This window comes from Cryobacterium sp. TMT1-2-1 (genome assembly GCF_004403955.1).
GTDB classification, from domain to species: domain Bacteria; phylum Actinomycetota; class Actinomycetes; order Actinomycetales; family Microbacteriaceae; genus Cryobacterium; species Cryobacterium psychrotolerans.
The window spans coordinates 16,547-29,009 of sequence record NZ_SOHC01000073.1 but is presented as its reverse complement, the minus strand read 5'-3'; the positions used below and the strand labels follow the sequence as shown (position 1 = coordinate 29,009).

Genomic DNA, 12,463 nt, shown 5'->3' with positions numbered 1-12,463 from the left:
GGCGCGGGCACCCGCCGCCGTGTCGTGGACCTGGCGGGCGCGCTGCGTCGGGGCGTGGTTGCCGCGGGCGCCCTGCGTCGGGGCGTGGCGGGCGCTCGCCGACGAGGCCTGCCGGAAGAGCTCATAAGCCGACCCTACCGGGGACCGGTCGGAGCGTGCTGGGAGCCGACGGCGCTCAAGGCAAGGGCCAGGTCGTTCAGGAGCGGGCGATCCGCGCCCATGCCGCCGCGGCCGAGCACCTCCTGGAGTCGATCGCCCGGGGTGAGCGGTTGAGATGCGGAGAAACACCCTTCGTTGGGACGCTGAAGGTTGTTTCTCCGCAACTGAACTGGATTGCCGGCGGATGCCGGCGCAGGAGCGCGGGCGTTGGCGTGGTCAGGCGATGATGCCGGCGCCGAATTCCTCGATCGAAATCAGCGGCTTGATGGTGTCCTGCACGGCCCCGCGCGTGAAGTTGCGACGGATGACGTCGCCGCAGAAGACGTTCCCGATGGCGCCGAGAACCATCGCCTGGTCGAGCGAGAGGTAACGCCGGGCAACCAGGCCGGATTTCACGGCCACGGCGTCGTAGAAGCCGCCGTCACCGTACGCCTTCAGCTCTCGTTCGATCTTGACGAGGTTGTCGAAGGCCTGCCGCGGTTCGTATTGCATCGCCAGGAACGCCGCGTGCGGGGTGACGACACCGTCGCCCCAGGCCGGGGCGGGGCTCGTGCCTTCCCGGCAGCCCGCGAAGCCGCCGTCGTAGTGGGTGCGTTCCATGTCCGACACGTAGCCGTCCGGGTTCATCCCGATCGCCTCGACGCCCCACTCGCTGTAGCCGCCGCCCGGGCGGCTCGCCGGCGAGAAGCCCCAGTACCCGTACTTCGCGTCGTCCATCCCGAACTCGCGCTGGGCTCGAACGGTGAGCGGGTGGTTGACGCCCCAGGCCTTTGGTGCCCAGGCGGCCTCCGGCACGAATAGGTCGGGCATGAGCGCCTCGAACATGTCGCCGCCCCAGCTCGGCACGATGTGCATGCCGCGGTAGGCGAAGGCGCCCTCGAAGACGTCGATGCCGTGGTAGGTCTGGTGGTCGCCGACGGGCTTCTGCTCGAGCCAGGACCAGTCACAGGTGTCCGGGAAGACCCGCTGGGTGGCGAAGTAGTGGGCCGCGGGGATCTGGCCGCGGGAGATGCCGATGTAGCTGGCGATGCGCGGCTCGCTGTTGTGGATGTCGTAGTGGTTGAGCGTGTAGAACACGTCGGGCCCGTTGCCGAGGTAGTTGCCCTCGGCGGTGTTGACCGCCGGCTTGACGTCCCAGAAGCCGCCCCGGAGCAGGCCGGCCCCGATGCCCGGACGGGCATCCTTGTTGTAGAACATGCCGAAGTTCATTTTCTTCAGGATGCCGTTTGCCAGCCTGGCCGTGCGGGGCTCCGCGTTGCGCACCACCATGAGCGCGGCGGCGAACCAGCCGTTGTCGACGCTGGAGAGGAACGGGTAGACGGTGTTGCCGTCCTCCGGCCACGTGGTCACGACGTCGCCGGTGGCTTCGTCATACCAGTTGTAGAACATCCCGCTGGGCTCGTGGTGCTTCAGGCGCGCCATGGTGGTCAGCGTTCGGGTCAGCCGTTCGAGGCATTCGCCGGCGCTGATGATGCCGAGCTCGCGCGCGACGACCGCGCTCCAGAGGTAGCCGCCGATGTTCGTCGGGGAGGTGTAGCCGCTGCGCCGGGGCTCGTTCACGGGGCCGCTGATGTTGTCGGCGGGCAGCCCGGTCACCGGGTCGGTCATCGCGACGAGGGAGGCCCACGTGTCGCGGGCCCATCGCTGGATCGTGCCGCGGTCGACGCCGGCTGAGGTCCCGGATGCGAACGGGGAGGCGTGCGCCGGCGTGGTCTGCGCGGTGGCCAGGCCGACCGCGGTGACGGCCGCGCCGCCGACCAGGAACTGTCGGCGGGTGGCGGCGAGCGTCGCCGCGGTGAAAGCAGGAATGGTTGTCATGGCGGTGCAGATCCTTCGTGTCGTCGTTGACGTTCGTGACTGACCCCCGAGTGTAAGCGCATACAAATGCCCGTGCAACCTTTTCCCGCGCGCTGCGGGCGTCGCTGAGCAGCGGGATGCCAGCGCCAGGCAGATCGCCCGGGGTGAGAGGTTGAGATGCGGAGAAACACCCTTCGTTGCGACGCTGAAGGTTCGTTGTCCGCAACTGAACTGGATTGCCGGGTGACGCCAGGATCTGACGGGCGGTCGGCTTGTCTTTGTCGGCCGCACCCGGCCCGCGGGCGATGTCTCCTGCATCCCAGCCCTGCGCGGGGAGCCTGTCAAGGCCGGCGAGGGAGTAACGTCGTCGTCATCAGGGAAAGAGCGAGAGGAGACCGACATGATGTGGGGCTATGGAGGCGGTTTTGACTGGATGTGGCTCCTCGGGCTGCTGCTCGTCGCGGGCATTGCGCTGCTCGTCGTGCTGATCGTGCGGCTGTCCGCCGGCAGCGGCCGTGGCGGACCGCCCGGCTACGGAACTTCGTCCGGCCGGACTCGCGCTCGCGAGATCCTCGGCGAACGATTCGCGAAGGGGGAGCTGACCGCCGACCAGTACCGCGAACAGCTCCGGGTGCTCGACGAGGACCGGTGATGCAACCGATCAGCCGTCGCGGCATCCTGCTCCTGGGCGGACTCGGCGTTACGGCCACCGCGGTCGGCGGCGCCGGCCTGCTCTGGGGCTCCAGCGTCCGGACTCCGCCCGGGCCGCGGTTCGCCGAGCCGACCGAGCTGGCCAGCAAGGCCGGCCGGCTCAGGGTTCGTTTGACGGCGGCCGGCGGCCGGGTTCGGCTCGGCGACCGGGACGCGAGCGCCCTGACCTTCAACGGGGGAATTCCGGGGCCCACGCTTCGCCTGAAGGCGGGGGACCGGCTCAGCGTGCGGCTGCGGAACGAACTCCAGGACCCCACCAACCTGCACGTGCACGGGCTCCACGTCTCGCCGGAGGGCTCGGGGGACAACCCGTTCGTCATGGTGGAGCCGGGGGATGCCTTCGACTATGAGTACGAGCTGCCCGCCGATCATCCGCCCGGGGTGTACTGGTATCACCCGCATCACCACGGCACGGTCGCCGACCAGGTCGCCGGCGGACTGTTCGGGGCCATCATCGTCGAGGATCCCGAACCCATCGAGGCGGCCAGGGAGCGCCTGCTGCTGATCTCGGACGTCAGCCTGGACGGCTCGGGGCAGATCGCCGACGTCTCGCCGATGGCCCGGATGCTCGGCCGTGAAGGCGACCTCGTGCTCGTCAACGGCCGGCTCACCCCCCGGCTCGCCGCGCGCCCGGGCGAACGTGAACGATGGCGGGTCGTGAACGCCTGCGTGTCCCGGTACCTGCGGCTGCGGCTCGACGGAGCGCGGCTGCAACTGATCGGCATCGACTCCGGCCGCTTCAGCAGCCCGCGGGACGTGGACGAAGTGCTGCTGGCCCCCGGGAACCGGGCGGACCTGCTCGTCACCACCACCGCCGGCACGGCGTCCCTGCGCGCCGCGCCCTACGACCGGGGCGACGCCGGCGGAATGATGGGCGGCGGGTCACCGGGCACCCTCTCGGGCGCCGTGCTGCTGGCGACCCTGGCGGTTGAGGGTGAAGCCGTCCCGGCCCTGCCCGAGGTCTCCGCCCAGCCGGCGCCGCGCGACCTCCGCTCCGCCCCCGTGACGGCCCGGCGCGAATTGACCTTCGCCATGGGCATGGGGGCAGGAATGGGCGGCGGCATGATGAGCTTCACCATCAACGGCCGGGAGTTCGATGCCGGCCGGGTGGACACGACGGCCGCCGAGGGCAGCGTCGAGGAGTGGACGCTGGTCAACGACAGTCCGATGGATCACCCGGTGCACCTGCACGTGTGGCCGATGCAGCTGATCGAGGTGAACGGGCGCGAGGTGGAAGCCGTGCCGCGGCAGGACGTCGTGAACGTGCCGGCGCGAAGCCGGGTGCGGGTGCGCATCGCCTTCGATCGCTTCACCGGCCGCTCGGTCTACCACTGCCACATCCTGGACCACGAGGACAACGGCATGATGGGTGTCATCGAGGTGCGCTGACATCGAGGTGCGCTGACGTGGGCTGATGTGCGCTGACGTGGGCCGCGCTGACGTGGGTGCGCGCGGCCGCCGGCTGGTTAGGAGCGGACCAGGCGGGCGATCGCGGCCGAGGCCTCGCGCATTTTCAGGTCCGCTTCCGGGCCGCCGGCCGCGGCGGCATCCACGACGCAGTGGTTCAGGTGGTCGTCGAGCAGCCCGAGCGCCACGGACTGCAGCGCGCTCGTCATGGCGGAAATCTGGGTGAGGATGTCGATGCAGTACTTCTCGTCGGACACCATGCCCTGCAGGCCCCGGGCCTGCCCCTCGATCCGGCGCAGTCGCTTGAGGTAGTCGTCTTTGTTGGAGATGTACCCGTGCGCGCCCGAGTGGGGCATTGCCGCCGTTTCGGTCGATTCTTCCATGCCGACACTATACCCCCCGGAGGTATGAGGAGTATAGTGATTGCGGTACCCCTGGGGGTACGCCATCGAAAGGGACTGCAGCTCATGAGCGCAACTGACCAGAACGACGCCGGCCTGACCACGAGCATCCTCGAGGTCTCCGGGATGACCTGTGGACACTGCGTGAAGAGTGTCACCGAGGAACTGGGCCGGATCGAGGGCGCCCGCAATGTCGAGGTCGCGCTCGTGTCGGGCGGCGTCTCGAAGGTCCTCGTCTCCAGCGTGGGTGCGCTCGACCCCGCCGCGGTCGCCGCTGCGATCGACGAGGCCGGCTACGAGTTGGTGACCCAGCCCTGATGAGCGGGCAGCAGGTCGAACTTGTCGTTGGCGGGATGACCTGCGCGTCCTGTGCGGCGCGGATCGAAAAGAAGCTCAACCGCATGCCCGGCGTCGAGGCCTCGGTCAACTACGCGACCGAGAAGGCCACCCTGTTCGTGCCGGAGGGCACCACGGTCGACGACGCGATTGCCACCATCGAGGCGACCGGGTACACGGCCGTGCTGCCGGCACCCCCCGCCCTCCCGGATGCCGTCGACGAGGCGGACTCGGAAGTGGTCAGCCTGCGGCACCGGCTGATGGTCTCCGCGCTCCTCGCGACGCCGGTCGCGCTGATGTCGATGATTCCTGCGCTGCAGTTCACGAACTGGCAGTGGCTCGCCCTCACCCTCGCCGCGCCCGTCGCGGTCTGGGGCGCCTGGCCCTTCCATCGCGCGGCCTGGGTCAACGCCCGCCACGGCGCGGCGACGATGGACACCCTGATCAGCGTCGGCGTGCTCGCCTCGCTCGGCTGGTCGCTCTACGCGCTGTTCTTCGGCATGGCCGGGATGGCCGGCATGACGATGGAATTCTCCTTCACGGCGGAACCGGGGGCCGGGGCCGACGAGATCTACCTGGAGGTCGCATCCGCGGTCACCGTCTTCATCCTGGCCGGACGCTACTTCGAGGCACGGGCGAAGCGACGCTCCGGCGCGGCCTTGAAGGCCCTGCTGGAACTGGGCGCCAAGGAGGCGACGCTCCTGCGGGACGGGGTCGAGACCCGGGTCCCCACCTCATCGCTCGTGGTCGGCGACCTCTTCGTGGTCCGCCCGGGCGAGAAGATCGCGACCGACGGCAAGGTCGTGGAAGGCAACTCGGCGGTCGACGCCAGCATGCTCACCGGCGAGGCCGTGCCGGTGGAGGTCGGCCCCGGCGCGATCGTCGTCGGTGCCACGCTCAACTCCGGCGGCCGGCTCGTCGTGCGGGCCACCCGGGTCGGCTCGGACACCGAACTCGCCCAGATCGGGCGGCTCGTCGAGAAGGCGCAGGCAGGCAAGGCCGACGTGCAGCGCCTGGCCGACCGGGTCTCGGCGATCTTCGTGCCGATCGTGATCGGGCTGTCCCTGGCCACCCTCGCGGTCTGGCTCCTCGTCGGCGCCGGCCCGGTCGTGGCCTTCACGGCGGCCGTGGCGACCCTGATCATCGCCTGCCCCTGCGCCCTCGGGCTGGCCACCCCGACCGCCCTGCTCGTCGGCACCGGGCGCGGCGCCCAGCTCGGCATCCTGATCAAGGGGCCGCAGATCCTCGAATCGACCCGCCGCGTCGACACCATCGTGCTGGACAAGACCGGCACCGTGACCACCGGCCGGATGACCCTCGTCGCCGCCGTTTCCGCCGCAGGCGTGGCCGAAGACGAGCTGCTGCGCCTCGCCGGCGCCGCCGAGACCGGCTCGGAGCACCCCATCGCCGCGGCGATCGCCGCCGGGGCGCTGGACCGCGTGGCCGCGCTCCCCGCCGCCGAATCATTCGCCTCGGAAGACGGCCTCGGCGTGCAGGCCGTCGTCGACGGGCACCTCGTGCTGGTCGGACGCCCGCGCTGGCTCGCCGACCAGTGGAGCATCACGCTTCCGGCCGAGCTCGCCGACGCCCTCGCCCTGTTCGCGTCCCGAGGGCAGACCGCCGTCGCGGTCGCCTGGGACGGGCAGGCCAGGGGCATCCTCGCCGTCTCCGACGTGGTCAAGGCGAACAGCGCGGCGGCCGTCGCCGAGTTCCGCCGCCTGGGCCTGCGCCCGCTGCTGCTGACCGGCGACAACGAGATCGTCGCCCGGGCGGTCGCGGCCGAGGTCGGCATCACCGAGGTGCGCGCCGACGTGCTCCCGGCCGAGAAGGCCGAGGTCATCCGCGAACTGCAGCGGGAGGGCCGGGTCGTCGCGATGGTCGGAGACGGCGTGAACGACGCCGTCGCGCTCGCCACGGCCGACCTCGGCATCGCCATGGGCACCGGCACCGATGTCGCGATCGAGGCCAGCGACCTGACCCTGGTGCGGAGCGACCTCGTCGCCGCCGCGGATGCCATCCGGCTGTCCCGGCGCACCCTCACCACGATCAAGGCCAACCTGTTCTGGGCCTTCGCCTACAACGTCGCCGCGATCCCGCTGGCCATGCTCGGCCTGCTCAACCCCCTGATCGCCGGCGCGGCGATGGGCTTGTCGTCGGTGTTCGTGGTGAGCAATAGCCTCCGGCTGCGGGGCTTCCGCGGGCTCCGCGTCGACGCGCCCGCGGCGCAGGCCGACTCCGCCGAGCGGCGGGACCTCGCCGCCGCGCGCTGACCTCGAACGGCTCCTCGCTTCCCGCCGCTGCACCATGATTGGATAGAACCATGCTCACGAACGGACATCACACCTCTCGCACCTCCCTCCTGGCCGCGGCGGTGGTGGCCGCCGCGCTCGCCCTCAGCGGCTGCGCCGGCGCCACGTCCGGTGCCTCGGATGCCCCGGCGGCCTCGGAATCCTTCAACGCGGCGGACGTCGCGTTCGCGCAGATGATGATCCCCCACCACGAGCAGGCCGTGGAGATGAGCGACATCATCCTCGACACGGACGGCGTCGACCAGGACGTGGTCGACCTCGCCACCGGGATCAAGGCCGCCCAGGAGCCGGAAATCCAGCAGATGGAGGCCTGGCTCGACGCCTGGGGCGCCGACCGGAGCATGGCCGACATGGACCACGGGACCGACGGGATGATGTCCGAGGAGGACATGTCCGCGCTCGAGGATGCGACGGGCCCGGAGGCCGGCAGGCTGTTCCTGCAGCAGATGCTGATCCACCATGAGGGCGCGATCGCGATGGCCCGGACCGAGCTGAAGACCGGCAAGAACGCCGAGGCGAAGACCCTCGCCGAGGCCATCGTGGCGGCCCAGGAGGCGGAGATCCAGGACTTCAAGGACCTGCTCGCCGCCAGCTAGGCTCGGCTGGCTCCGGCCGGCAGGGGCAGCGGAAGCCGCTTGAGCAGCAGCGCGTTGACGGCGACGATGACGCTCGAGCCGGACATCGAGATCGCCGCGATCTCCGGCTGAGCATGAGGCCGAGCGACGGGTAGAACACGCCGGCGGCGATCGGGAGCGCGATCACGTTGTAGCCGATGGCCCAGCCGAGGTTCTGCCGCATCTTGCGCAGGGTGCCCCTTCCGATGCGCAGGGCCACGGGAACGTCGAGCGGATCGGAGCGCATCAGCACGACGTCCGCCGTCTCGATGGCGACATCCGTGCCTGCGCCGATGGCGATGCCGAGATCGGCCTGCGCCAGCGCCGGGGCGTCGTTGACGCCGTCGCCGACCATCGCGACGCGTTTGCCCGACGCCTGCAGCTCGGCGATCTTCGCTGCCTTGTCTTCGGGCAGCACCTCGGCGATCACGGTGTCGATGCCCAGTTTCTCGGCGATGCGCCTGGCGGTGGCCTCGTTGTCGCCGGTGAGCATGACGACCCGGATGCCGGCGTCGTGCAGCGCGGCCACCGCTGCGGCCGCGCTCTCGCGAGGCGCGTCGGCCAGGGCGATGACGCCGACCGCCCGGCCGTCGACGGCGACGAGCACCGCCGTTCGCCCCGTCGACGCCAGTTCGTCCCGCTGCGCCGCCACCGGTGCGAGGTCGATGCCCTGCGCGAGCATCAGTTTGCGGTTGCCGACGAACACGCGCCGCCCCTGCACCGTTGCTCCGGCGCCATGCCCGGGAACGTTCCGGAAATCCGACGCGGCCGGGGTCCCCGCCGAACTGTGAGTTTGGAACCTTCGTTCCCCAACGAAGGTGCCGAACTCACGGTTCGGCGAGGGCGCGTGGCCGGCTTCGGCGTAGGCGACGATGGCGGCGGCGAGCGGATGCTCCGACTCCCGTTCCACTGCGGCGACGAGGGTGAGGAGCGAGTCTTCGTCGATGCCGACGGCGATGACATCCGTGACCTCCGGCTGGCCCCGGGTGAGCGTGCCGGTCTTGTCCAGCACGACCGTGTCGATCCGCGCCGAGGTCTCGAGGGCGCCGGCGTTCTTGAACAGCACGCCGCGTTTCGCGCCGAGCCCCGTGCCCACCATGATGGCCGTCGGAGTGGCCAGGCCGAGGGCATCCGGGCAGGTGATGACGACGACGGTGATCGCGAACAGGATCGCGGTGGGGAGCGCGGCGCCGGCCAGCAGCCAGGCCCCGAGCGTGACGCCGCCGCCGATCAGGGCGACGAGCACCAGCCAGAATGCCGCGCGGTCGGCCAGCCGCTGCCCGGGCGCCTTCGAGTTCTGCGCCTCCTGTACCAGCGCCACGATCCGGGCCAGCGCGGTGTCCGCCCCGACCTTCGTCGCGCGCACCCGGAGCGTTCCGGTCGTGTTCACGGTGGCGCCGATCACGCCGGAGCCGACGGCCTTGGCAACCGGGAGGCTCTCCCCGGTGATCATGGACTCGTCGATCTCGGACTCGCCCTCTTCGACCACGCCGTCGGTCGGGATCCTGGCCCCCGGGCGCACCAGCATCAGCTCCCCGGGGAGCACTTCGGAGCTCGGTACCTCCACCGTTTGACCGTCACGGATCACCAGCGCCAGGGGCGGGGCGAGCTCGAGCAGGGTGCGCACGGCATCGTTCGCCCCGCCCCGTGCGCGCATCTCGAACCAGTGCCCGAGCAGCACGAAGCTGGCCAGCACGGTGGCCGCCTCGTAGAAGACTTCGCCGCCGCCGGTGAGCGTCACGACCAGGCTGTAGAGCCAGCCGGCCCCCACGCCGACGGCGACGAGCACCATCATGTCGAGCGTGCGCGCCCGCAGCGCCCGGTACGCGCCGTCGAAGAAGATCCAGGCCGCGTAGAAGATCACCGGGAGGGAGAGGATCAGCGCGAAGACGTCGTCGCGGAGGCCGAAGGGCGCCGGAACGGTGAAGCCGAGCACCTCGCGCCCGATCGGCGACCACAGCGTGATCGGCACCGACAGCACGGCGGCGACGGCGAACCGGTTGCGCATGTCGCGGATCATGGCGTCCATGGACATCTCGCCGTGGCCGCCGTGGCCCATGGCCTCCTGCGCGCTCCGGGTTGCGGGCGGGGCATGGCCGGCGTGGCCTACGTGATCGGCGTCGACTGCGTGATCCGCATGGGCTGCGTGATCGGCGTGGCCGGCGGGGCCGGGGCGGCAGCCGCCTCGGTGGGCGCCGCCGCGTATGCCTCCGCCATCGGGTCGCAGATGTGCTCGGGGACGGAGCGGCCGGCGCAGTGGTAGCCACAGTCCCGAACCCAGCGGGCCAGGTCGGCAATCGACGTCTGCTCCGGACCGAAGGTCACGGTGGCGGTCTGGGCCACCGGGTTCGCCTCGACCCTGCTCACCCCGGGCCGACGCCCGAGCACGGATTCGGCGACGGCCTTGGACGAGGCCCAGTGCACGCCCTTGACCTCGATCACGGCCGTCTCGGTCGGCTGGCCCATCCGCGGAATCCCTCCTCGGTTGCAGTGTGCCGCCAGTGTAGCGCTACTCCCGGATACCCTCCGGGGGTACTGTGGCCGGCTCGGGGGTCGGCTCAGGCGCCGGCTCGGGGACCTCGAAGTAGAGGTGGGCATGGAGGCCGCAGCGCTCGTTGAACGCGGCGCCGCAGGCCGGGCAGGAGGTGGTCTGCCGGTAGGCCGTGATCGTCAGCTCGGTGCGGCATTCGCCGCAGAGGATGGCTCGTTCCGACCATTCCGCCGCCGGCCACCGCACGGCCGGGTGCGTCTCGCCCTCGGCGTGGCACTGGTAACACGGGTAGTAGCGGCCGCAGCACCGGAACTTGATCGCGACGATGTCGAGGGCGGTGGCGTAGTGCACGCAGCGGGTCGCGTCGTCCGTCGTACTTCCGTAGATGCGCATGCCGTGCCTCCCGTCCCTGCCAGTGTACGTTCGGGCCGACGCGGGCCGCGTCGGTAGGATGGACAGTGAAGAGCCCCTCCACAGGCGAGGGTGCTGCCGTGTTGGAGACATGTGATGACTACCAGGTGGGCGAGGCTGGCCAGGGGATGGCTGACCGCATCCGTGGCCGTCTTCGTCGCGGCCTTCTCGCATCTCGTCGGCGGCGGGAGCACACCGGGGCTGATGGGCGTCGCGCTCGCGATGGCGTTCGCCGTGCCGGTCAGCATCGCCCTGGCCGGCAAGTCCCTCTCGCTGGTGCGGCTGTCGGTGTCCGTCGGCTTCAGCCAGTTCCTGTTCCACCTCCTGTTCGGCATGGGCGCCGCCGGCGCCCCCACGCTGACGCAGACGGGCGCGTCCCACCACGCGGGAGTGGTATCCGTGGCCGCGGCCGCTCCGGCCGTCGCCTCCCATGGCCTCGCGCACCTCGGAGCCTGGATGTGGGTCGCCCACGCGCTCGCCGCCGTCGTGACGATCGTCGCCCTCCGCCGTGGCGAGAAGACGTTCTGGTCGCTGGTCGAATTCACCCGGACCAGGCTGGCCGCCGTGCTCATCGCCGGTTTCGCCGTCGTGCCGGTGCGACTGGATGCCGGCGCCGTGCGCGCCGCGCTCGCGGCGGTATTCGTTCCCACCGACCTGGGCGTTCTGCTCTCGAGCACGCCCCATCGCGGACCGCCGCGGCCGCGTCCCGTCTTCTGACCTGACCTGACCTGACCTGACCTGGGCTGACCTGACCTGACCTGAGTCCGGCCTCGCCCGGCCTGACCTGAGCCCGACCTCGCCCGGCCTGAGCCGGCCTCGCCTGGCTCGAGCTGGCCGCGTCTGGCCTCGCCCCTCACCTCGCCTCGCCCGACTGGTCCGCCGGTGGCTACGCGCCCCTATCGGCCGGCACCGGGACTGACCGGCGCGAATTCGGCGCCCTCGGGTGAACTCAGGCCACCTCAGGCCACCTCCGGCCCCGGACGGTCGTTCCGCGCACCGCATCCGCGAGCCGCAAGCCCGCAAGCCCGCAAGCCCGCAAGCCCGCAAGCCCGGGGTCCCGCGACCCTGGCTCCACCCCTCTCTGGAGGAACAGCCTCATGACCCAGCTCCATGTCCATTCCCACCCCCATCCCCATCCCCATCCCCACCCTCACCCCCATCGCAAACGCCGCGCCGCCGCCGCCCTGGCGCTGGCCGCCCTCGCCGTGCTGGGCCCCTTCGTGCCTGCCGCCAACGCGCACGACCAGGTCACCTATACCGCTCCGGCCGAGTCCGAGCAGCTCGACACGGCACCCGCCGACGTCACCATGCAGTTCACGGACGAGGTGATCGCCGTCGGCGCGCTCATGCTCGTCGTCGACGAGAGCGGAGAGGACTGGGTAGACGGGCCGATGGCCATCGACGGCGCAACCGTCGTGCAGCCGCTCAAGACCGGCCTGCCCGACGGCACCTTCGACGTGCGCTGGCGGGTGGTGTCCGCGGACGGACACCCCATCTCGGGAACCTTCCGCTTCTCCGTGGGGGACGAGCCGCCGGCGGAGGCGCCGGGAGCAGGCAGCTCCACCGGTGAGGAAGCCGGCGAGGACGAGGAAGCCGGGACGCACTCGGAGTCCGAGCACCCGGATGCGCGCGCCGAGGCATCCGCCGCCGAAACCGGCGGGCTGCCCCTGTGGGGCGTCGGCCTCATCGGGGCCGGCATCGGGCTCGCCGCCTTCGCCGTCTTCGCCGTGCTGCGCAGGAAGAAGGGCCGCCCGTGACCCGCACATCGCCGGCCCGGAACCCACTCATTCACAACACAATCGACCCCGCACACCGACGCGCACACCG

The 12,463-nt window shown here is 71.0% G+C and carries 12 protein-coding genes; 7 read left to right on the top strand and 5 right to left on the bottom strand.

The annotated features are described in order from the left end of the window. Positions 1-375: 375 nt before the first annotated feature. Complete coding sequence (locus E3T33_RS13570; protein WP_134575518.1) at positions 376-1,977, bottom strand: glucoamylase family protein; 1,602 nt, start codon at positions 1,975-1,977, stop codon at positions 376-378. A gap of 379 nt (positions 1,978-2,356) precedes the next feature. Between E3T33_RS13570 and E3T33_RS13565 the strand changes: the two genes are divergently transcribed. Beyond that, positions 2,357-2,608, top strand: coding sequence for a hypothetical protein (locus E3T33_RS13565; protein WP_092324653.1), 252 nt, complete (start codon positions 2,357-2,359; stop codon positions 2,606-2,608). Then, complete coding sequence (locus tag E3T33_RS13560; protein WP_092324655.1) at positions 2,608-4,056, top strand: multicopper oxidase family protein; 1,449 nt, start codon at positions 2,608-2,610, stop codon at positions 4,054-4,056. The genes E3T33_RS13565 and E3T33_RS13560 overlap by 1 nt, the downstream gene beginning before the upstream one ends. Before the next feature lie 77 nt (positions 4,057-4,133). On the opposite strand, the gene E3T33_RS13555 is transcribed toward E3T33_RS13560, so the two are convergent. Continuing rightward, positions 4,134-4,457 carry a metal-sensitive transcriptional regulator gene (locus E3T33_RS13555; RefSeq protein WP_166784497.1) on the bottom strand — a complete coding sequence of 108 codons (324 nt, stop codon included), beginning with the start codon at positions 4,455-4,457 and terminating at the stop codon, positions 4,134-4,136. 84 nt (positions 4,458-4,541) lie between these two features. Between E3T33_RS13555 and E3T33_RS13550 the strand changes: the two genes are divergently transcribed. From E3T33_RS13550 to E3T33_RS13540, 3 genes are read left to right on the top strand one after another with little or no spacing between them, the layout of a single operon-like run. Then, positions 4,542-4,793 carry a cation transporter gene (locus tag E3T33_RS13550; RefSeq protein ID WP_347233210.1) on the top strand — a complete coding sequence of 84 codons (252 nt, stop codon included), beginning with the start codon at positions 4,542-4,544 and terminating at the stop codon, positions 4,791-4,793. Then, positions 4,793-7,081: a heavy metal translocating P-type ATPase gene (locus E3T33_RS13545; protein WP_134575517.1), complete on the top strand. Its 2,289-nt coding sequence runs from the start codon at positions 4,793-4,795 to the stop codon at positions 7,079-7,081. The genes E3T33_RS13550 and E3T33_RS13545 overlap by 1 nt, the downstream gene beginning before the upstream one ends. A gap of 50 nt (positions 7,082-7,131) precedes the next feature. Continuing rightward, entirely contained in the window at positions 7,132-7,716 is a 585-nt protein-coding gene (locus tag E3T33_RS13540; protein WP_134575515.1) for a DUF305 domain-containing protein, read from the top strand. On the opposite strand, the gene E3T33_RS13535 is transcribed toward E3T33_RS13540, so the two are convergent. The 3 genes from E3T33_RS13535 to E3T33_RS13530 are packed head-to-tail and all read right to left on the bottom strand — an operon-like array spanning position 7,691 to position 10,618. Then, on the bottom strand, positions 7,691-9,793 hold the full coding sequence (locus tag E3T33_RS13535) for a copper-translocating P-type ATPase (protein ID WP_241982952.1): 2,103 nt from the start codon (positions 9,791-9,793) through the stop codon (positions 7,691-7,693). The genes E3T33_RS13540 and E3T33_RS13535 overlap by 26 nt on opposite strands. A 47-nt stretch (positions 9,794-9,840) precedes the next feature. Then, the gene (locus tag E3T33_RS15620; RefSeq protein ID WP_241982951.1) at positions 9,841-10,200 is read right to left on the bottom strand and encodes a heavy-metal-associated domain-containing protein; all 360 of its coding nucleotides are present in this window, start codon (positions 10,198-10,200) and stop codon (positions 9,841-9,843) included. Between the two features lie 43 nt (positions 10,201-10,243). Next, positions 10,244-10,618, bottom strand: a complete 375-nt coding sequence (locus tag E3T33_RS13530) for a CHY zinc finger protein (protein ID WP_092324354.1) — start codon at positions 10,616-10,618, stop codon at positions 10,244-10,246. A gap of 114 nt (positions 10,619-10,732) precedes the next feature. On the opposite strand from E3T33_RS13530, the gene E3T33_RS13525 reads away from it, so the two are divergent. Both E3T33_RS13525 and E3T33_RS13520 read left to right on the top strand, forming a co-directional pair. Beyond that, positions 10,733-11,353, top strand: coding sequence for a hypothetical protein (locus tag E3T33_RS13525; protein WP_134474288.1), 621 nt, complete (start codon positions 10,733-10,735; stop codon positions 11,351-11,353). Positions 11,354-11,733: 380 nt separating this feature from the next. Continuing rightward, complete coding sequence (locus E3T33_RS13520) at positions 11,734-12,393, top strand: copper resistance CopC family protein (RefSeq protein WP_134575513.1); 660 nt, start codon at positions 11,734-11,736, stop codon at positions 12,391-12,393. The last annotated feature ends 70 nt before the right edge of the window (positions 12,394-12,463 follow it).